Raw genomic sequence first — 19,566 nt, forward strand, 5'->3', positions numbered from 1 at the left:
CGGCTCCATTAACTTTATAAAGGAGATTGGTTTTCCCATGACAGACAAGAACGACTTCGACTTTAATGAAGAATCCGAAATAGGGACGGACATGGACGAAGGTGGCTTCGATTTTGACGAGCCCTTGCCGGAAGATACTGAGGTAATGGCTAAGAAGAAAAGCTCGACCCCCATGCTGGTCTTACTCCTGCTGCTGGTGGCGATAGGAGCCGGTGCCTATTATTATTTCTTTATGCTGCCCGCGAGCGCACCGCCTGTGACGGCCAAGGTCGTCAAAAAACAACCGATCGCGGTTCCAGCCCGTCCGGCTGAACCCAAAGCCAAGCCGGACAAGGCCGTCACGGAAAAGCCCGAAGCGTCGGAAAAGCAGAGCGCCGCGCCAGTAGCAGACGAGTCGAAGGTGGCCGCTGCCGATGCGGGCAAGGTGGAGGCTGCCGGCAAGACTGCCAAGCCGGTGCCGGCCAAAGAAGCGCCTGTGCCCCAAGTGGCTCCTGTCGAGCCGCTTGAGAAACCTGCTGCCCCGGTGGCCAAAACTGCCGAAGTGACGCCGGAAAAGAGCGAAAAAGCCTCTCCCCACTCAGCTGCGGTTACCCCCGTAGTGACCTCGGCTTCCGACGCCCGCTATACCATTCAGGCGGGAGCCTATACCCGCAACTCCAGTCTGGAGAGGGCCAAGAAGATGGTGCAGGATCTGGGATACGAACCCCAGGTCAAGGCTGTTCAGCGGCAAGTAGATGTCATCCGTCTTCGCCTTGGGGCTTTTTACCCTGCCGAGGGCCGGCAGAAACTGCAGGAGATCCTTCCCCTCGCCCCCGATGCCTTTGCGGTGCAGAAGGGGGAATTGATGGTGATTTATGCTGCTTCCTTTCAGGACAAAAAGCTCGCTGAGCGCTTCACGGCCTCGCTGAAAGAAAAGGGACTTCATGTCGACGAGGAGCGCAGTCCTGTCGATCTGAAAATGATGCTGATCAGTTTTGGCGAATTCTCCGACAAGGCTAAGGCGCAGGAAGCGGCCAAGGCAGCCCAGAAAGCCGGCCTTGAAACCATGATTACTCCCATCGCCCGATAAGGGGCGATTTCCGGATTTTGCGATATCAATGACCGATAAAAAGCAATCCGTGCGTCTCAAGGTCTCGCCTGAGGTTGCCCGTCTTGTTCAAAATGGAGCTCCCCGGAGTGAGCAGTTGCAGGCTGCCCGGGGAGTTCTCAACCTAGGTGTCCGGGACGAAGCGGACCTCCTCTTTTTTCTGGCGCACGGCCGTGATGGGGAGATCCGCGAGGCCGCCATAGCCACGCTGCGCGCTCTCCCTGTCTCCAGGTTGATAGCGATGCTTAAGGCTCCCGAGCGGCATCCCAGGTTTCTCGACCAGGTGGCACGGCTTCGTCTTGACGAGGAAGACGCCATGGCGGTGTTGCTCGATTGCGACAACCTTCTGCCGGCCACCCTGCTGCACATGGCCCGGCATGGGAGCCCCCGCCTCCTTTCTCTCCTGGCCCATCGCCAGGATCTCCTGGCCGCGGCCCCTGAGGTTCTTGAGGCGCTGCAGGCCAACCCGCGGGCGACAGCGGTGCTTGAAGGGGGGCCGGAAATCCACGGCGAAGATGTTTCTCCCGAATCTTCCAGCGAAGGGGAAGCTGTCGCCGAAGAGAATGCCGAGGCCGATGGCGCCCTCTCCAAATATCAGAAAGCCCTGGAGATGGGGGTATCTGCAAAGATCAAGATGGCTCTTACCGGTGACAAGGAATGGCGCGGGATATTTATCAAAGACGCCAACAAGCTGGTTTCCGCGGCTGTTCTGAAAAATCCACGCATCACCGATGGTGAAGTGCTGGCTATCGCCAAAAACAAGAGTTCCAGTGACGAGCTTATCCGGATCATCACGCTGAACCGGGAGTGGGTCAAGCTTTACGAAATTAAAAAAGCCCTGGTGGAACATCCGCGTACCCCACTGCCCACAGCGTTGCGCTACATGAATGTGCTGACGGAGAAGGATATCAAGAATCTGGCCGGAAGCCGTGGGGTCTCCGCGGTTATCGTCAATAACGCGAGGCGGATGCTCATCGCCAAAGCTCAAAAGAAATAGGAAAGCCATGGCCCTTTTTAACCAGTCCAAGCGGGAAATAAACGCTAAAATCGTCTATTATGGCCCGGCGTTGTGCGGTAAGACCACCAATATAAAATATATTCACGATAAGCTTAAACCCGAAAACCGCGGCAAGCTTCTTAGCTTGGCAACGCAGAAGGACAGGACTCTCTTCTTCGATTTTCTTCCCGTGGAGCTGGGTGAGATCAAGGGGCTCAGGACCCATTTCCATCTCTATACCGTGCCCGGGCAGGTGTATTATAACGGCACCCGCAAGATGGTCCTCAAAGGGGTAGATGGCCTTGTTTTTGTCGCCGATTCGCAGCCGGAGATGATGAAAGCCAATCTGGAAAGTTTGCAGAACCTGCGTGACAATATTGCTGAATACGGCCGGCGCCTGGAGGATATTCCCTACATCATCCAGTACAACAAGCGGGATTTGCCCGATGCCCTGCCGGTCGAGGAGATGGACCGCCTTCTTAATCGGGACAAGGTACCGTCTTTTACTGCCAGCGCCCTCAATGGGCGAGGTGTCCTGCAGACGATGACCACGATCTCCAAGATGGTTCTCCACCGTCTGCGAAATGCCCATCGTCCTCCGGAGGGAGAACGGTCGGAAGAGCGCAACATGGGGGCTTCCTATCGCGCTTTGCGAAAAGACTCGGACCGGTTTGCGGCGGCCCCTGCGGCCCCGGCGCAACCAGCGGTGCCATCGCCTGAAGTGGCCTTGCCTCCCGCTGTTACTGTCGTTGGTGTGGGCCGTGCCCGTGGAGGCGGGAACCGGATAGTCCTTCCCGTCACGGTGAAATACCAGGAACAGGTGAAGGAAATTCTCGTGGAGCTAAAGATTGATCTTGAAGATGGCACTTTGAATGCGCGTGTTGAAAAAGTCGATCTAGGGGGCCGTATCTGACGCCCAAGGGGCACCCGTTCTCCGACAGCCGCCTGACCCTTGGGTCAGGCTTTTTGCTGCTGTGTTTGAAAGGTTCCGCCAAAAAAGAAAGACCAGGGGTTGGTATGAATACGGGGTTTTCGCCGGATATTTTTGAACGGATTGTAGCCCATATGGCGGAGGGGGTCATATTCCTCGATGGGGAAGATACTATTCGTGTCTGTAACCCTGCCGCCGAGCGTATCCGTGGTGTGCGTGCCGATCGCATTGTCGGTAAATCAATCCTGTCGATCCATCCCGTCACTATGCACCATCGCATTCGTGAACTGATTGCCAACCTGAAAAGTGGCCATTATGCAGCGGTCAATCGCAGCATTCAGGTTAAAAACCGGTTTTTCGACAATTCTTATTCCGCCATCCTGGATTCCCAGGGAGATTATGTCGGCACCCTTCTGATCAGCCGTGACGTCACGGAGAGCAAGCTGCTGGCGGAGCAGAACCTCCAGCTCAGGCATTCGCTGCTTGATGCCGGCAGTGAAGGTCCTCTCGTGGCACAGAGCCGGGCGATGCAGCAGGTGGTGGAGATGGTGCAGGCGGTCGCTGGCATCGACTCGACCGTTCTCATTGTAGGTGAGAGCGGTACGGGCAAGGAGCGCATCGTCGATTTGCTTCACCGGCTCAGCCCCCGTCTCCAGCGTCCTCTGGTACGGGTCAATTGCGCGGCCTTGCCCGAAAACCTCATCGAATCGGAACTCTTCGGCCATCAGCGCGGCGCCTTTACCGGCGCCGTTGACCACGCCAAGGGGAAATTCGTCCAGGCTGACGGCGGGACTCTCTTTCTGGATGAGATTGGCGAGCTTCCCTTGGCGGCACAGGCCAAAATGCTCAGGGCGATTCAGTCCCGAGCCGTGCAGCCTTTGGGGAGCGACCGGGAAATCCAGGTGAATGTGCGCATCGTGGCGGCGACCAATCGCAATCTCGCGCAGGAGGTTCAGGACGGCCGTTTTCGCGAAGATCTTTACTATCGTCTCAACGTCATCACCATGGAAGTGCCGCCCCTGCGCGATCGCCCTGAGGATATTCTTCCACTGACGGAACTCTTCGTGCAGCAGCTGGCTCGTCAGATGGGCAAGCCGGTGCCGGCCTTATCTGATGAACTGCACACCTTTCTCATTGGGCATGCGCTTCCCGGCAATGTTCGACAGCTTAAACATGCTCTTGAAAGGGCGGTCGCCTTGAATCGGACGGGTACGTTGACCGTGGCGGACCTGCCACCTGACCTGCAATCGGCAGGGCGCATTGACTGCAATACCCTTTTCGACAGCGACCAGGCCCTGAAGGACGCCTTGGGAAATTTTGAAAGGGCCTTCATCGTGCGAACACTTGAAACCCATCGGGGGCGCAAAATGCAGACGGCTGATGCACTCGGGATTTCTCGCAAATGCCTGTGGGAAAAAATGCAGCGGTATGGGATTTTGGACACGTAACCATAGGGTAACGCTGTTGGTTGGGGATGTTACGCGGATGTAACGCCGGAGAGTGCTTTTAAGCAGAAGGGGGAATGCTTTAAATAGCGTTCCCCCTTGTTGTTTCTATTGTTTTGCCCAAACATTGCGACTTGGCACAAATCTGGTAGAACTGACTAAGAAACGTCCAACGGTCGCCTTGTACCAGAAGGCTCAGGAGAGGGGGTGAGCAAGAATGGCGAAAAAGAACATTATTGTTTTACTCGTTTTATTGGTAGTTGCGGCAGCGATTGGCGCTTTTGTGCTGTTCGGCCCCCCCGGGGTGCTGGCCAAGAGCAGTGAACCCGGTTTCTGCGCCAGCTGCCATGTCATGGAAGCAGAATACCAGGCCTGGTCTTATACCGGGGCGCACCGCAAACTTCAATGTGTGGATTGCCACCTGCCCAACCAGAACAAGGTCGCGCATTATGTCTGGAAGTCTATTGATGGCCTCAAGGACGCCTGGTTTTTTTACAGCGGTCGTGTTTCCGAGCGTATCGTTTTGACCGAACACGGTGGCGAGGTTCTGCAGGCCAACTGCATCCGCTGCCACAGCGGCACTGTCGCCATGATCTCAACCGAGGCAAAGTGCTGGAGCTGCCACCGGGGAACCCAGCATCGTCTCAGTGGAGCCATCGAAACACTCTAACACCTGACCTTGCACTGCCATAGGAACCTTATAAAAACCAATAGGAAGATTTCAGGAGGCGTTATGAAAGAGGTGTTCAAACAAATTTTCACAGTGCTGCTGACTGTATCTGCAGCTTTTTTGCTGCTCACCGGCTGTCAGCCGGAAAAGGCGGAAATGGTGCGTCCGGTTGAAATTCCGGCCGGCGAGATTGATCCGGAAGTCTGGGGCAAAGCCTATCCCGTTCATTATGACTTGTGGAAAAAAACCGCAGAACCTCTGCCCGCCGGCATGAGCAAATATCGCCCTGGCTTTGATGCCGACCGGGTAACCTATGACAAACTCTCGGCCTATCCTTATCTGGCTCTGCTGTTCAATGGTTGGGGGTTCGGTGTCGAGTACAATGAAGCGCGCGGTCATGCTTACATGGTTCGTGACCAGTTGGAAATCGATTCCTCCCGCATCGGCGCCGGTGGCGTCTGTCTGACCTGTAAGACACCCTATGCGCCCAAGCTCGAAAAAGAGATGGGCGTCAACTACTACAAAAACCCCTTCATGGATGTTCTAAACGAAATTCCTGAAAAGCATCATGAATTGGGAGTCGCCTGTATTGATTGCCACGATCCCAAGGATATGTCTTTAACCCTTTCCCGTGAATTCACCCTGGGCAAAGGGCTTGAAGCGCTGGGAACTGACGAAGGCAAATTGAGCCATCAGCAGATGCGTACCCTGGTCTGCGCCCAATGTCACGTGACCTACAATATCGTTAAGGACGAAAACAAGAAATCGGTCGGTATCTATTTCCCCTGGCAGGAAAGTCAGTTGGGCAAGATCACCATTGAAAACATCATTGCCCAGTTCCGCAAGGATCCGACCATTGCCGAGTGGAAGCAGAGCGTTACCGGATTCTTCCTTCCGTTCATCCGCCACCCCGAGTTCGAGCTCTTCTCCAATGACAGCGTGCACTGGATGGCGGGCGCCTCCTGTACGGACTGTCATATGCCCTATACCAAGGTCGGTTCTGCCAAGGTCTCCGACCACCGCGTCGCCAGCCCCCTCAAGGCCAACCTGAAGGCCTGTCAGCAGTGCCATGCCGAGGGTGCCGATTGGCTGCGCCAGCGCGTCTACGCCATTCAGGATCGCACTGTCTCCATGCAGATTCGGTCCGGTTACGCTACAGCCACGGTCGCCAAGCTTTTTGAACTCACTCACAAAGCCCAGGCCGAGGGCAAGAAGATCGACCAGTCTCTGTATGACCAGGCCAAGCATCATTACATCGATGCCTTTTTCCGCAGTCTCTTTATCGGTGCCGAAAACTCCATGGGCTTCCACAACCCGCCGGAAGCAGCTCGTGTTCTCAGTGACGCCGTTGCCTTTGCCGGCAAAGCCGAGGGGCTGCTAAGGCAGGCCTTGGCCCAGGCCGGCGTGAGCCTGCCCGCCAATATCGATCTGGAATTGGAAAAATATCTTCATGATCGGGGCAAGAATAAAGTGCCTTTCCGGCCTGAGCAGGTGGTGGAAGATCCCTTTGGGAACCAGGAAAAACTGACGGGCAAGCAGATCTGATTTTACATGTAAAAAGGGTGGGGCCCTCGGCCCCGCCCTTTTCTATCTACTTGAATTAACAGTTTTTCATGGCATTGTGGCAATAAATTGTATACACAAGAATCTGTGGATAGCACTGTGGAAAACGCCAATAAAATTGGCTAACTCGTTGATGGGCAGAGGGGATTAGCATTCTGCCTAGAAAAAAAACAGACCCATCGAGCCGCCCTGGCAAGCAAAAACATCGAAAAATCATAATATTGAGATGTTTTTGCTAAGACAGTTTTTACACGCTCCTGCCCCCCCGTTTCAGCCTCTGAAGCTTTTTTGGTTTGACGAAACCCTATAGGCTATGGTATCAAAAATCGTTTTAAAAACGACTAGTTATCAGCGTCAAACTTAAGTTTGATGAGGCTGAAAATCTTTTTGGTGAAAATGAAGGGGAGGATTTTATCCATGAATGATTTGCTGCACTTTACCGTTGGGGACTTGCTTGAGGATACGACCCGGCGTTTTCCAAAGAACGATGCTCTCGTTTATCCTGATCGGGGACTGCGCCTTTCCTATCAGGAGTTTAATGCCTTGTGTAACAGGGTGGCCAAGGGACTTTATCAGTTGGGTGTCCGCAAGGGCGACCACATCTCGATCTGGGCCACCAATGTCCCCGAATGGGTGGTACTGCAATTCGCCACCGCCAAAATTGGCGCCGTTCTGGTCACGGTAAACACGAGCTACAAGTCGGCGGAACTCGAATACGTCCTCAATCAGTCCGATTCCACCACCCTGTTTCTTATGCAGGGCTTTAAGGACACCGATTATGTGGAGACGACGTACAGGGTTATCCCCGAACTGGAGGGAACATCACCAGGGTCTCTCCATGTCGAAAAGCTGCCACATCTCAAGAACGTTATTTTTATAGGCGATTCGACCCCGGCCGGCATGATGAACTTCCGCGATCTGGAAAAGTTGGGTGAAGCGATGAGCGATGCCGATCTGGCCGCCATAAGCGCGACCCTGGATGAGCACGATGTCATCAACATGCAGTACACCTCCGGTACCACCGGCTTTCCCAAGGGGGTCATGCTCACCCATCATAACCTGGTCAATAACGGTTTTTATATCGGAGAATGTATGAAATTCACCGATAAGGATCGTCTTTGCGTTCCGGTACCCTTTTTCCATTGTTTCGGCTGCGTTCTGGCTGTGCTGGCCAGTGTGACCCATGGCGCGACCATGGTGCCCGTGGAGTCATTCAACCCTGAGGCGGTCCTTAAGGCCATTGAGGCGGAAAGGTGCACGGCTGTACACGGGGTCCCGACCATGTTTATCGCTGAACTGGATCATCCGGCTTTCCACAAATATGATCTGACGTCCCTGCGCACAGGCATCATGGCCGGCTCTCCCTGCCCCATTGAGGTGATGAAGCGGGTCATGCGCGACATGCATGCCAGTGAAATTACCATCACTTACGGGCAGACCGAGTCCTCGCCCGGCATCACCATGACCCGGACGGATGATCCCATTGAGCTGCGGGTGGCTACGGTCGGGAGGGCCATGCCTAACGTCGAGGTCAAGATCGCCGACATTGAAACAGGTGAGAGCCTGCCGCCGGGGAAGCAGGGCGAGCTTTGCACCCGTGGCTACCATGTTATGAAAGGCTACTATAAAATGCCGGAAGAGACAGCCAAGGCCATCGATCCTGAAGGCTGGCTGCACACGGGCGATCTGGCTGTTATGGATGAAAACGGCTATTGTAAAATCACCGGGCGCATCAAGCAGATGATTATTCGCGGCGGTGAAAATATCTATCCGCGAGAAATTGAGGAATTCCTTTATTCCCACTCTAAGATTGCCGATGTCCAGGTTTATGGGGTTCCTGACCGCAAATACGGTGAGCAGGTCATGGCCGCCATCAAACTGAAGGAGGGCGCCCGCTGCTCCGAGGAAGAAATCAAGGATTTTTGTCGGGGGCGTATCGCCAACTACAAAATTCCCGTCTATATCAAGTTTGTTGATGAGTATCCCATGACCGCCAGCGGCAAAATTCAGAAGTTCAAGCTGCGTGAAATGGCTATCAAGGAACTCCACCTGGAGGACGCCGCTTCTGTGGAAACGGCCTGACCTGCATCTGTATACTGAAGCATGATAGGGGGCAGGCGCACAGGCAGACCCGATCGCCGGCGCTGTGCCCCTTCTTTTTTGAGGAGAAAAACCATGCGTATCACTCCCGCTACCGAACTCATTCGTCGCGTCCAGTCTCTGCAAGCTCTCATGCAGGCCGATGGCCTCGATGGCGTGCTCATGATGCAGAACGCCGATCTTTTTTACTTCACCGGTTCTATCCAGCAGGGCCTTCTCTACGTCCCCGTTTCGGGCGAGGCCCTCTACCTGGTGCGCAAGGACTACACCCGGGCCCGCATGGAGTGCGGCCTGAAAGAAGTCCATCCCCTCAAGAGTCCGAAAGACCTGCCGGGCCTGCTCAGCGATTTCGACTATCCTCTGCCTAAAAAGGTGGGAATGGAACTCGACGTGCTGCCAGTGGTCCATTTTCAGCGGATGCAGAAGATCCTGGGGGATTGTGCCGTGGTGGACGGTACGCCGCTGATCCGCACCGTTCGCGCCGTCAAATCGAAATACGAGATTGAGATCATGAAAGATGCGGCCCTGATGGTGGACAGGGTCTACCAGCGCGCCAAAGAGGTGATCCGGGTAGGGATGACCGATCTTGAACTGGCGGCTGAGCTGGAATTTACCGCCCGCAAGCTGGGGCACCAGGGTATCACCCGCATGCGGGGCTTCAACTCGGAGCTTTTTTTCGGTCACATCTTCTCGGGAGCCGACAGCGCCGCACCGGCCTATCTCGATGCCCCCCTTGGCGGTATCGGGGTCAATCCTTCCGTCGGGCAGGGCGCCAGTTACAAACGTATTGAGCGCCATGAGCCGATTACCGTGGATTTTGCCGGAGCCTTCGACGGCTACCTGGTAGACCAGACCCGCATGCTGTGCATTGGTGGGCTGCCCGACGAACTGATGAAGGCCTACGACGACATGATGGCCATTCAGCTCCGACTCAAGCAGATTGCGCGTCCGGGAGCCGTCTGGGGTGAAATCTACGATGAGTGCTACGCCCTCGCCTGTGAGATGGGGTACAAGGATCATTTCATGGGCTCTTCGGGAGCCCAGGTCTCCTTCATCGGTCACGGCATCGGCGTCGAAGTGGACGAATATCCCTTCATCGCCCGGGGTTTCAAGGATCAAAAGCTGGAAGAGTTCATGACTTTCGCCTTTGAGCCCAAGGCCGTTTTCCCGGGACTCGGCGCGGTGGGAATTGAAAACACCTTCTGGGTCGGGGCCGATGGCCTCAAGCATCTGACCTTTTCCGATGAAAGCCTGGTCATCCTGTAGCCCCTGCTTGCCTCAGAAACGCAAAAAGCCCCTGCCATTGGACAGGGGCTTTTTGCGTTTCTGGACGGGCTGTTTAAAAGTCGATGCTGAGCTGGGCGGCGACCCGGGTTTCCTTGGGCACGTCTTCGCCATCAAACTCTTCCGAGTCACCGGCAAAGGCTCCGGCGATGTCGAGGCGGGCAGCCCACAGGTTGAGGCCAAGTCCGGCGGTGTAGACCACCCCGATGTCGCTCTCGGCGAGATTTTTATAGACCCCGGCGCGCAGGGCAAGAACGCGGAAGGCGTCCCATTCGAGACCGGCAGAAATGTTCTGTGTTTTGTAACCGGTCAGAGTAGTTTCATTCTCGGTCAGATCGAGGTCGACTTCCAGGGTCAGGGTTTCGAAGGGGATAAAGGCCACGCCGGCAGTCACCTGAGGGTCCAGTTTTACATCGGCAAAGTGGCTGGTCGCGCCTGTGTCGGGATTGACCACCGTCAGGCCGTCAAACGTGGGGGAGTTCAGGTTGCGCCCCACCAGGCCAAGGTTGAAGTAACGGTAGCGCCCCATGATGCCGAGGTCGACGCCGAAGGTATTGCTCTCCTGATAGTTCTCGTCCGTTTCCGCCAGAATGTCGCCGGAATCGTTGTCGAAGACCAGCACCTGGGTGCCGTAGACGCGCCCCTTCATGAACTTGAGGTTGCCGCCGATGGACCAGTGGTCGTTGAGGGCGTAGCCGTAGCTCAGAGGCACTTCTATAACGCCGAAGCCCTGCAGTCGTACGGTGGTGGTGTTGTCTTCGAGGGAACCACTTGCTGTTGCCACGCTGCCAAGCTGTTCTACAACGTCTTGTACCAAGGCGGGATCAATGTTCTCTTGTGCCAGGATAAAGTCAAAGCGATCGATAGCTTCGTCAGAGTAGACAGTTTGTAACTCGACAACTTGCTGCGCAGTCAGTACGGTGTATTGCCCGTCTGGAGTGTAGCTAGAAGACATGAGCACGCCTTCGATGTCACCGTTGAGGTCTGTAGTGGTCAGCCCCAGATTAGTCTGATCCACATCCAGTACCTGTCCTGACGCCTGCGCATAGGTGCGCACGCCCATGCCGAAACTGCCGACGCGCACGCCGAGGCCGCCGTTAACGTCGGCGGTGATAGCGTTGCCGGGCTGATCAAGGCCGGAGAGGCTGCTGACCAGGTTGATGAGGTCGACCAGGTCCGATTCGCTCTGAATACCGTTGGCGCTGAGCAGGTCATAATCGATGTCGGCGAGGGTGTCAAGATAGCTGCCGAACTGGTTGTGCAGGCGGTAGCCGGCGGCGGCGCCGATGTCCATGCCCCAGTCCTTGCGGCCCAGATTGTTGTTGTCGCTGGCAATGCGGTCACCGTTGCCGTCGCGCTTGCCGAAGAAGCCGAAGGCGGCGGGGTTGTAGTATTGGGCTGTGGTGTCATTGACCGAGGCGACGTTGGCGCCGGCCATGCCCATGGCCCGGGAGCCAACGAAAAAGCTGTCCATGGCCGAAGCGCCCGAGACGGTGAGGGCGACTGTGGCAAAAGCCAGAAGAATACGTGAAAATAGTCTGTTGCTGTGTGTGGCAGGCTGCATTGATTTCTCCTTGAAGTGAAATTCTCTCGTCTGTGTTAAAGGAAAGATTCTCACCTTTATGCACTAAATGTGCCCATGCTTTTGAAGGTGGGGGTGAGGACAGACGGGGGCAGGATGGGAGAAAGGGCAGGATACCGATAGATTATCAGAACGTTTGCGTCGGTTTTCTGACGGTGTCTTGACAGAAAATGTCAACAGAAAGTCAGCTCTGGACAGTTTCCATGAGGTGGTTTCTCAGTTCATGAAGCTGTGGGCTGATGGAGACCTTGTAGCGATGGGGGTTGAATAGTCGCAGCGAACCTTCGGGGAGGCGACGCAGTTGGTCGGCACAACGCTCGGAGAGGCGCTCCAGGGGCTCCGGATTGTAACACTTCTGTCCCGCGTCCATGACCGTCTGGCGCACATTCTCCAGGGTGACGTTTTCCGCGAGGATTTTGCGGCGGGCAGGGTTGGTGGGATCGTAGACTTCTTGTCCCGGCTTTACGATCTCTTCTTCGCGGGCAATGATGTCCATGAGGAAGTTGCCCTGCGAGTCCAGGGCGCGCCACAGATGCTTGCGGTCGGGAAGGGTGGCCTTGGCGATATCGCTGGTAACTTTCAGTTTGGGCTGATCGGCCAGGCGCACCAGCTTGTAGACGCCGCCGAGGGCGCCGCCCCCTTCACCGGCGCAGGTGGCCAGTTTGGTGCCGACGCCATAGATGTCGATTTGACCTCCCTCGTCACGGATGGAGCGGATGATATATTCATCGAGCTCGTTGGACGCCACGATCTTCAGTTCGGGAAAGCCGGCCTCGTCAAACATGCGGCGGGCCGCCTTGCTCAGATAGGCCAGATCCCCCGAGTCGAGCCGGACACCGAGCATCTGGTACCCCTTTTCACGGAGTTCCCTGGCGACGATCAGGGCGTTGGGCAGGCCGCTCTTCAGGGTGTCGTAGGTGTCGACCAGCAGGACGCAACTGTCGGGAAAACATTCGGCGTAAGCCCGAAAAGCGCGCAGTTCATCAGGGAAGGCCATGACCCAGCTGTGGGCGTGGGTCCCCTTGACGGGGATGCCGAACATCTGTCCTGCCTGGACGTTGCTGGTGCTGTGAACGCCGCCGATGTAGGCAGCGCGGGCGGCGCTGAGGCCTCCATCCGGGCCTTGGGCGCGCCGCAGGCCGAACTCAAGAACGACGCCGTCCTGGGCGGCCACGGTGATGCGGGCCGCTTTGGTGGCGACCAGGGTCTGGAAGTTGATGATGTTGAGCAGGGCCGTTTCAACGAACTGGGCCTCGGCCAGGCGTCCTTCCACCGTCAGCAGGGGCTCGTTCGCAAAAACGACGGTCCCTTCCGGCGGTGCGATGACCTGGCCCCGAAAACGGAAGTTTTTAAGAAAATCCAGAAAGGCCGGTTTGAAGATATTCAGGCTGCGCAGATAAGTCAGGTCGTCTTCAGTGAAGCGGAGATTGGTCAAATACTCCAGGGCCGGTTCCAGACCGGCAAAGACGGCGAAACTCCCCTTGAAGGGGGCCTCACGAAAAAAGAGATCAAAGGTGGCGGGCGTTTCGTGCATGCCTTCGTCGAAATAGCCTGCCAGCATGGTCAGTTCATACAGGTCGGTGAGCAGGGCCGGATAGCGCATGGAGCCTCCTCGTTGCATAAAGGTCGCTTCCATTATAGCAGATGGGAATCCTCAGGCTGGCAGGCAGGCGGCAATCCCTGTCAGACCCTCCAGGGCGCCCACCGGCAGCGAAAGATGCGGCGAGCCGATGTGCGCCTCCCGTGGATTGATGCGAACCACCTGCGTGCCCGGCCGCTGCCCGAGACGTTCGCTGAGGTGGCGGATGGTCGGAATCGCCGAGCCGGCTCCCAGTTCGATTACTAACAGCCGACGTTGCCTGTTGCGGCCGAGGAAGGCATCGAAGCGCTCCTCCTGGTCATGGCTGCGGTCGCTGATCCAGGAATAATCCCCGAACATGAGGATGTTGGGACGAGCAACGCCGCCGCAGCGCGGACAGCGGGGAATATGTGTTGCCTTCATGGTTGTCGTGTCGATGGGGATAGTCTCCCGGTTGGGCCAGATGGTCATGCAGCAGGGTTTGAGGCACTGCAGGTGATGGATGGAACCGTGCACTTCGACAACACGTTCCTCTGGAAAGCCTGCTTTCTGAAATTGGCCATCGACGTTGGAGGTCACCACGAAGGTGTCAAGCTGGTAATGTTTTTGCCAGGTTTGCAGGAGGTGGAAGCCCTGGTGGGGAATGGTCTCCCGGTAGAGATTGGTGCGGTGGCCGTAGAACCCCCAGCCGAAGCAGGGGTCGCTTTCGAAATGTGTTGGAGTGGCGGCGCCTATGAAATTAATTCCGAGTTGGGCGTACATGGGGTAGGCCTTCCAGAAGCCGTGGTCGCCGCGGAAGTCCGGCAGGCCCGAGTCGACCCCCATGCCGGCGCCGGCCGTAATGACCAGGGCCTCCGCTTCTGTCAGGGCCAGGGCCGCTTCGCGATATACGTTGGAAAGATTCATGACGGAACCCTTTCTGGCTGGAAACCTCCGTTCAGCTGATGCCTACCTCGACGACCTGGGCGCTCAGCAGGGAAAGAAGCCAGCGGGGCTCAATCTCTACCAGAAAGCCGCGCTTGCCCCCGTTAAGATAGATTTTTGGCAAATCTAGAATGGTCTTTTCAATGTAGACCGGCATCGCCCTGCGGGTGCCGAGAGGCGAGGTGCCGCCAACGAGATAGCCGCTGTGGCGATTGGCGGTGTCGGGCGGGCAGGGGGTGATGGTCTTGACGCCGAGGATGCGGGCCAGTTCCTTGGTGGAGACCTGCCGGTCGCCATGCATAAGAACAACAAGGGGCGAGCCCTTCTCATTCTCCATGATCAGCGTTTTGATAACCTGATGCTCCGGCACCCCCAGTTCCCGGGAAGAAGCTGCCGTGCCCCCTTTTTCTTCATAGGCGTAGAGATGCCCGGTAAAAGGCACCTTGTGCTGGCGCAGCTGGCGGATGGCGGCGGTGACAGGGAGTTTGTCCTTTGCCAAGAAGACCTCCGTCCCTTAGTTGCTGATGATGGAAACAGCCAGCAGGGCCAGGCTGACGACGATGGCAGCGGCGCTGGCCAAGGCCAGGACATTGAAAAGGGGAGCCAGGGTCTTTCGGGCTCTTATCCCCGCCGGCAGAAAGAGGCCGATAAGGGCGCCGCCGGCGGCGCCACCCAGATGTCCGGCGTTGTCCGCGCCAACCACAAGGCCAAAGATGAAGGCGAAAACGGCCCAGCGAAACATGAAATTGCGTATGTGGATACCCTGCGGACCGCCCATGCGGTGATAGTAGACCACGGCAAAACCGATAAGCCCGAAGAGGGAACCGGAGGCGCCGACCACCGGTACCATGGGGTGCCAGTAATAGCCGGCCAGGGTCGCAGTCAGGGCGGTGAGGGTGTAGAGCGTCAGAGTGCGCCCCAGGCCGATTTCAGCTTCGATCAGGCCGCCGATCTGGTAGAGAACGACCATGTTGAAAGCCAGGTGGATGAGACCGCCGTGGGTAAAGGCGTAGGTCAGGCAGCGCCACCATTGCCCTTCGTTAAGTACCAGCGGCCAGAACTGGCCTCCCCAGTGCACCAGCAGTTGCGTGGAGGGTGAAAGGATGGAGCGCATCCCCTGGCCAAGCAGAGTGCCATGCACCGCCATGAGGCTGAACAGGATAAGGTTGGTGGCAATCAACACCTTGGTCAGAGAAACGAATTCAGAGGCGGGTATCTGGCCTTGGGCGACCCCTTTTATCTGGCGCTCCCAGCGCATGATCCGCCACTGCCAGCGTGTTCCGTTCATTCCCAGGCGGTCAAAAAATTGTTTCCAGTCCAAAAGAAGGCTCCTTTTCTAGGGATTATTCAGGAGGGTACTATCGCAAAAATCGACTGCCGGGGCAATCCTCCTTCAACTATTCTGGGTTTTTACTGGCCTTTTGTCTCATGATTTTTATAATGGCACAGCTCAGTTCTGTAACGAATCACCCAAGCCGGATGGTCTGGTGTTTGTCATCCGCTATTCCAGACTGGAAGTGAGAACGCCTATGAATACTTTTACCAAAGAATTCCAGGTTCGGTCCTACGAGGTCGACCCGACTGGGCGCATGCGCGCCCAAACCCTTCTCAACTATCTGCAGGATACGGCCGGTGATCACGCCAGTGCGCTGGGGCTGTCCGTCACCAGCCTGTTTCGTCTGGGGTTGACCTGGGTTCTCTCCCGCTATCATGTCAGTATTGTTGATTATCCGCCCGTGGGAGAAAAAGTCCAGGTCGAAACCTGGCCGTCGGGACGACATGGCCGCTTTGCCCTTAGAGATTTTCAGGTGACCGATTCGAAAGGACAGATGGTGGCGCTGGCCACAAGTTCATGGATGGTCGTCAGTCTCAAAACGGGCAGGACGGTTCGTCTGGAAGAGGCCATCCCCGGCTACCCTGTTCTTGAACGACGCGCCGTCGACGATGAGTTTCTCTCGCTGCCTCGGCTCGAGCGGGCCGCAAAGGAAGTCCCCTTTCGGGTTCGTATGGCCGACCTGGACATCAACCGTCACGTCAACAACGTCATTTATGTCGCCTGGGCCCTGGAATCCGTGCCCGAAGACATCATTCTGCATTATCGGCCATCCCGCCTGGAGGTCGCCTTCAGGTCGTCAGCCACCTATGGTGATCGCATTCTTTCCCGTGTCGGGGCCACGGAAACCGAAGAGGGGCCCGAATTCATCCATCAACTTACCCTGGCCGAAGATGGCCGTGAGTTGACCCGGTTGTGCACCCAGTGGCGACAGTTCGCCTGATCAGGTGACTAGCGCCGTGAAAAGGAGTCGAGCAGGCGCAAAAGAAAGCCTTGGCGTGTATCGATGGCCCCGTAGGGGCAGAGCTCCTGACAACAGAAACAGCCTATGCACTTTGCGTAGTCAATGTGAAGTTTCTCTTTCCTTATGGCCATGGCGGCGGGAGGGCAGTGCGTCACGCAAAGTCCGCAGCGTATACATGTGTGGTGATCTGGGCAGGGCAGGACCGAAAGAGCCTTTTTGAGGGGGCGGTGCAAGAGGCGCGGGACCCCGAAATGAACGTCTGTCGTCTTGGCGGGGCGAAATGTCTTCGTGCGCAGATCTTCGAGAGGGGGGCCGAATAGGTCGATTTCGGCAAGGTGGCAAAAGGCGCTATGATTTTCCGCCGCCACTTTTTGCGTCCATACCTGAACCTCCGTAAGGCCGAGAAGATCCATGGCCACCCGATCGACAGCCAGCGGTTCCGCTCCCGCCATCAGAATTCCGAGGTGAACGGGATCGCCGCTCCCCGGACCGTCGCCTTCCATGGCGGTAATGGCATCCACCAGGGTCAGGGCAGGGCGGATGTGCGCCGCCAGTTCCAGCAGCATCTTGGCGAAGAGGGCTTTATCCTCGCCAGCCTGCAGGTGCAGCCCCGGTTTGCGCATGCCGATGACGGCACCGAACAGGTTTTTGACGGCGCCGGTCATCCCCATCATCTGGTGTGTTTTGAGCTTGGGCAGATTGATGATGACATCCGCCTCCACCACATCACGAGCGATCTGCAACTCCTGAAAGGTGCCGTTGCCGATGCGAGCGGGCACGGAGTCGGTAAACGGAGCAAACTCTGCCCCCATCTCTTCCACCACGGCCAGAATGCCACACCGTCTGGCCACCTGCCGGGGAGTTCCAACGCCGGGGGAATCACCGACAAGGGGGGAGCCGCCGGCCTGTAAAACCAGACCAATGACGGCCCGCACCACTTCCGGGTGAGTTGTCACGGCTTTTTCCGGAGACTTGCCTGAGAGCATGTTGGGCTTGATGAGTACCCGTTGCCCCGGTTTGACGAAGGCGGCAATTCCCCCCAGGGGGGCCAGAAGGGTCGTAATGCCCCGTTCCACCTCCTGGCGCTCATAGCTGTTGACGGCCTGCAGAGATACGGTTGTTTTCATGGGTAAAAGCTTCAGGTTGGTGAGAAGAAGGCCTCGGCTGGATCTTTTTCAGGCCATCTTTTTCCTGGTGAGTGCATCCACAACAGTGTTGATGGCGCGGGGGTGGTAGAGAAGCGAAGTGTGGCCCATACCCAGGATTTCTTCATTGGTGGCCCCTTCAAGGCGGGCGTTGACCGGCGGCAGCACCATGTTGTCATGTCGGGTGAAAATCGAGATCATGGAAACATCTGCGGGGAGTGGGGTCTGAGCCAGGCGCTTGAGAAAGTCCGAGCCGGGCATCAACAGGCGCCCCAGTTGCGAAAGGGCGAAGGGGGCCAGTTTGGAACCGAGATTGGGGGCTCCCAGAAGTATACAACGGTCCACTTTGGTGGCTCCACCCCGGATCTGCACATAGTTGCGGGCGATGATGCCTCCCATGGAGTGTCCGACAAGATGGACGCGTTCAAAACCTTCCTTCACGCGCAGTTCATCCACCTTGGTGACGACGCGCTCGGTCAGACTCTCCACATTTTTCCAAGGCGGCAGATTGATGGTGATCAGGTTGGCAAACCCTTGGCGCCGCAGGCGAAATTTCATCCAGAACCAGCAGGCCTTGTTGTGAAAGAGACCGTGAAGCAGGATGATCGGAGTGTCGTGGTTTCCGGGGCGGGTCTGTTCTTTGATGGGAATCCAGCCGAGAGGGTGAAGGGTGACCGTAATCGCCAGAAAAACCGTTTCTGTCACCATGAGTTTTAGGGCCAGCCAGATCTGGCCGGGCGCAAAACGGTTTTCCACCAGTAGAGGATCGGTGCTGGCGGCCTCATAAAGGGCAATGGCATAACTCAGGAGCACGATCAGGGCGATGGCGCCAACATAAATCGAAAAAACGAACCAGAACAAGGTCATATCTCCTCCCAATCAGCGCACATTATGACATCCTGTTGGGGGGGCGTCAACGCACAAAAGATTTTACGCTGAACAGGATAAAGCTGGCTCGCCTAGAAAAGATCGCTGCAAGGGCTCCTCTGTGTTACGATAGTCTAACTCTTTTTAAGGGAGTCTTTCTCCGTGGATGATCTGATCGCACATTTTTCCCGGCATCTTTCCGTGGAGCGGAATGTGTCGCCTCACACCCAGCGGGCCTACCTTCAGGACGTAAGCGACTTTTTTACCTTTATGGCCGGCCAGGCGGAAGATAGCGGGCAAGCTGACCAGGAGGTCGCCGGGGTGAGTAAGATCGTTCTCCGCCGCTATCTGGCGCTTCTGCACAAAACCCATCGCAAAAGTTCTGTCGCCCGTAAGTTGGCGGCCCTGAGAACTTTTTTTCGCTTTCTGCAGCGAGAAGGGGTTGTCTCGGTCAATCCTGGTGAAATGGTGGCGACGCCGCGCCTTGAGAAGTATCTACCCAGGACCTTATCTGCTGACGAGGCCTATGCCCTCATGGAGCACGGAGGTGGGGCCTCCTTGCGTGACCGGGCAATCCTGGAAACCCTCTATTCCTGTGGCTTGCGTGTGGGGGAGTTGGAGTCCCTGAACGTGGGGAGTGTTGACCTGGTTGAAGGTCTAGTACGCGTTGTCGGCAAGGGCAGAAAGGAACGGCTTGTCCCCATTGGCAGCAAAGCACGGGAAGCACTTCAGGGCTATCTGGAGAGCAGGGTAGAAGTCAAGGATCAGGATCCCCTCTTTCTCAACCGTTTTGGCAAGCGACTTACCTCCCGCAGTATCGAGCGAAACCTTAAAAAACACCTTCTGCAGGCCGGTATCCTTCGGGACGCCACTCCTCACGCCCTGCGCCACTCTTTCGCCACCCACCTGCTCGATAGTGGCGCTGATCTGCGGGCTATTCAGGAACTTCTCGGTCATGCCTCCCTGTCCACTACGCAGAAGTACACCCAGGTCAGCGTGGACCATCTCATGTCCGTTTACGACAAGGCCCATCCCCGCAGCCGAAAAAAATAGCACGTCCTGTCGGCTTTCTCTCCTCTCCCCTTTTTAGGCTCC

The 19,566-nt window shown here is 56.7% G+C and carries 16 protein-coding genes and 1 pseudogene; 10 read left to right on the forward strand and 7 right to left on the reverse strand.

Annotated features, from left to right (window positions below; all coding sequences use genetic code 11):
* Positions 1 to 37 precede the first annotated feature (37 nt).
* From AOP6_RS05210 to AOP6_RS05245, 8 genes and pseudogenes are all read left to right on the forward strand, one after another.
* Positions 38 to 1,069, forward strand: coding sequence for an SPOR domain-containing protein (locus tag AOP6_RS05210; protein ID WP_155875548.1), 1,032 nt, complete (start codon positions 38 to 40; stop codon positions 1,067 to 1,069).
* A 28-nt stretch (positions 1,070 to 1,097) separates the two neighbouring features.
* On the forward strand, positions 1,098 to 2,084 hold the full coding sequence (locus tag AOP6_RS05215; RefSeq protein WP_155875549.1) for a hypothetical protein: 987 nt from the start codon (positions 1,098 to 1,100) through the stop codon (positions 2,082 to 2,084).
* A 7-nt stretch (positions 2,085 to 2,091) separates the two neighbouring features.
* Positions 2,092 to 2,667, forward strand: a pseudogene (locus AOP6_RS15390) (ADP-ribosylation factor-like protein); the annotation flags it as partial.
* A 434-nt stretch (positions 2,668 to 3,101) separates the two neighbouring features.
* Positions 3,102 to 4,463, forward strand: coding sequence for a sigma 54-interacting transcriptional regulator (locus AOP6_RS05225; protein ID WP_155875551.1), 1,362 nt, complete (start codon positions 3,102 to 3,104; stop codon positions 4,461 to 4,463).
* A gap of 214 nt (positions 4,464 to 4,677) precedes the next feature.
* Positions 4,678 to 5,130: a cytochrome c nitrite reductase small subunit gene (gene nrfH, locus AOP6_RS05230; RefSeq protein WP_155875552.1), complete on the forward strand. Its 453-nt coding sequence runs from the start codon at positions 4,678 to 4,680 to the stop codon at positions 5,128 to 5,130.
* Between the two features lie 63 nt (positions 5,131 to 5,193).
* Positions 5,194 to 6,675 (forward strand): ammonia-forming cytochrome c nitrite reductase subunit c552, encoded by a 1,482-nt coding sequence (locus AOP6_RS05235; protein WP_155875553.1) that lies wholly within the window; start codon positions 5,194 to 5,196, stop codon positions 6,673 to 6,675.
* 435 nt (positions 6,676 to 7,110) lie between these two features.
* A complete protein-coding gene (locus AOP6_RS05240) occupies positions 7,111 to 8,775 on the forward strand; it encodes an AMP-binding protein (protein WP_155875554.1) in 1,665 nt (554 codons plus the stop codon).
* A gap of 93 nt (positions 8,776 to 8,868) precedes the next feature.
* The gene (locus AOP6_RS05245) at positions 8,869 to 10,059 is read left to right on the forward strand and encodes a Xaa-Pro peptidase family protein (protein ID WP_155875555.1); all 1,191 of its coding nucleotides are present in this window, start codon (positions 8,869 to 8,871) and stop codon (positions 10,057 to 10,059) included.
* A 73-nt stretch (positions 10,060 to 10,132) separates the two neighbouring features.
* On the opposite strand, the gene traF is transcribed toward AOP6_RS05245, so the two are convergent.
* The 5 genes from traF to AOP6_RS05270 all read right to left on the reverse strand — a co-directional run bounded on the left by traF (position 10,133) and on the right by AOP6_RS05270 (position 15,483).
* Entirely contained in the window at positions 10,133 to 11,641 is a 1,509-nt protein-coding gene (traF, locus tag AOP6_RS05250; protein ID WP_155875556.1) for a conjugal transfer protein TraF, read from the reverse strand.
* A 202-nt stretch (positions 11,642 to 11,843) separates the two neighbouring features.
* The gene (locus AOP6_RS05255; protein WP_155875557.1) at positions 11,844 to 13,262 is read right to left on the reverse strand and encodes a nicotinate phosphoribosyltransferase; all 1,419 of its coding nucleotides are present in this window, start codon (positions 13,260 to 13,262) and stop codon (positions 11,844 to 11,846) included.
* A 51-nt stretch (positions 13,263 to 13,313) separates the two neighbouring features.
* The gene (locus tag AOP6_RS05260) at positions 13,314 to 14,144 is read right to left on the reverse strand and encodes a Sir2 family NAD-dependent protein deacetylase (RefSeq protein WP_155875558.1); all 831 of its coding nucleotides are present in this window, start codon (positions 14,142 to 14,144) and stop codon (positions 13,314 to 13,316) included.
* 31 nt (positions 14,145 to 14,175) lie between these two features.
* Positions 14,176 to 14,661 (reverse strand): Cys-tRNA(Pro) deacylase, encoded by a 486-nt coding sequence (ybaK, locus tag AOP6_RS05265; RefSeq protein WP_155875559.1) that lies wholly within the window; start codon positions 14,659 to 14,661, stop codon positions 14,176 to 14,178.
* A 15-nt stretch (positions 14,662 to 14,676) separates the two neighbouring features.
* Positions 14,677 to 15,483 (reverse strand): rhomboid family intramembrane serine protease, encoded by an 807-nt coding sequence (locus tag AOP6_RS05270; protein WP_225897362.1) that lies wholly within the window; start codon positions 15,481 to 15,483, stop codon positions 14,677 to 14,679.
* Positions 15,484 to 15,691: 208 nt separating this feature from the next.
* Between AOP6_RS05270 and AOP6_RS05275 the strand changes: the two genes are divergently transcribed.
* The gene (locus tag AOP6_RS05275) at positions 15,692 to 16,438 is read left to right on the forward strand and encodes an acyl-ACP thioesterase domain-containing protein (protein WP_155875560.1); all 747 of its coding nucleotides are present in this window, start codon (positions 15,692 to 15,694) and stop codon (positions 16,436 to 16,438) included.
* An 8-nt stretch (positions 16,439 to 16,446) separates the two neighbouring features.
* Here AOP6_RS05275 and AOP6_RS05280 read toward each other — a convergent pair whose 3' ends face one another.
* Complete coding sequence (locus AOP6_RS05280; protein ID WP_155875561.1) at positions 16,447 to 17,586, reverse strand: DUF362 domain-containing protein; 1,140 nt, start codon at positions 17,584 to 17,586, stop codon at positions 16,447 to 16,449.
* 48 nt (positions 17,587 to 17,634) lie between these two features.
* Entirely contained in the window at positions 17,635 to 18,471 is an 837-nt protein-coding gene (locus AOP6_RS05285) for an alpha/beta fold hydrolase (protein WP_155875562.1), read from the reverse strand.
* A 162-nt stretch (positions 18,472 to 18,633) separates the two neighbouring features.
* Between AOP6_RS05285 and xerA the strand changes: the two genes are divergently transcribed.
* Positions 18,634 to 19,524: a site-specific tyrosine recombinase/integron integrase gene (gene xerA / locus AOP6_RS05290; protein ID WP_155875563.1), complete on the forward strand. Its 891-nt coding sequence runs from the start codon at positions 18,634 to 18,636 to the stop codon at positions 19,522 to 19,524.
* The last annotated feature ends 42 nt before the right edge of the window (positions 19,525 to 19,566 follow it).

Origin of the sequence: Desulfuromonas sp. AOP6 (assembly GCF_009731355.2) — a bacterium.
Lineage (GTDB): Bacteria > Desulfobacterota > Desulfuromonadia > Desulfuromonadales > SZUA-540 > SZUA-540.

Coding starts and splice junctions, on each gene's coding strand:
- AOP6_RS05210 (WP_155875548.1), top strand. CDS start 38: ATGACAGACAAGAACGACTTCGACTTTAATGAAGAATCCGAAATAGGG.
- AOP6_RS05215 (WP_155875549.1), top strand. CDS start 1,098: ATGACCGATAAAAAGCAATCCGTGCGTCTCAAGGTCTCGCCTGAGGTT.
- AOP6_RS05225 (WP_155875551.1), top strand. CDS start 3,102: ATGAATACGGGGTTTTCGCCGGATATTTTTGAACGGATTGTAGCCCAT.
- nrfH (WP_155875552.1), top strand. CDS start 4,678: ATGGCGAAAAAGAACATTATTGTTTTACTCGTTTTATTGGTAGTTGCG.
- AOP6_RS05235 (WP_155875553.1), top strand. CDS start 5,194: ATGAAAGAGGTGTTCAAACAAATTTTCACAGTGCTGCTGACTGTATCT.
- AOP6_RS05240 (WP_155875554.1), top strand. CDS start 7,111: ATGAATGATTTGCTGCACTTTACCGTTGGGGACTTGCTTGAGGATACG.
- AOP6_RS05245 (WP_155875555.1), top strand. CDS start 8,869: ATGCGTATCACTCCCGCTACCGAACTCATTCGTCGCGTCCAGTCTCTG.
- traF (WP_155875556.1), bottom strand. CDS start 11,641: ATGCAGCCTGCCACACACAGCAACAGACTATTTTCACGTATTCTTCTG.
- AOP6_RS05255 (WP_155875557.1), bottom strand. CDS start 13,262: ATGCGCTATCCGGCCCTGCTCACCGACCTGTATGAACTGACCATGCTG.
- AOP6_RS05260 (WP_155875558.1), bottom strand. CDS start 14,144: ATGAATCTTTCCAACGTATATCGCGAAGCGGCCCTGGCCCTGACAGAA.
- AOP6_RS05275 (WP_155875560.1), top strand. CDS start 15,692: ATGAATACTTTTACCAAAGAATTCCAGGTTCGGTCCTACGAGGTCGAC.
- AOP6_RS05280 (WP_155875561.1), bottom strand. CDS start 17,586: ATGAAAACAACCGTATCTCTGCAGGCCGTCAACAGCTATGAGCGCCAG.
- AOP6_RS05285 (WP_155875562.1), bottom strand. CDS start 18,471: ATGACCTTGTTCTGGTTCGTTTTTTCGATTTATGTTGGCGCCATCGCC.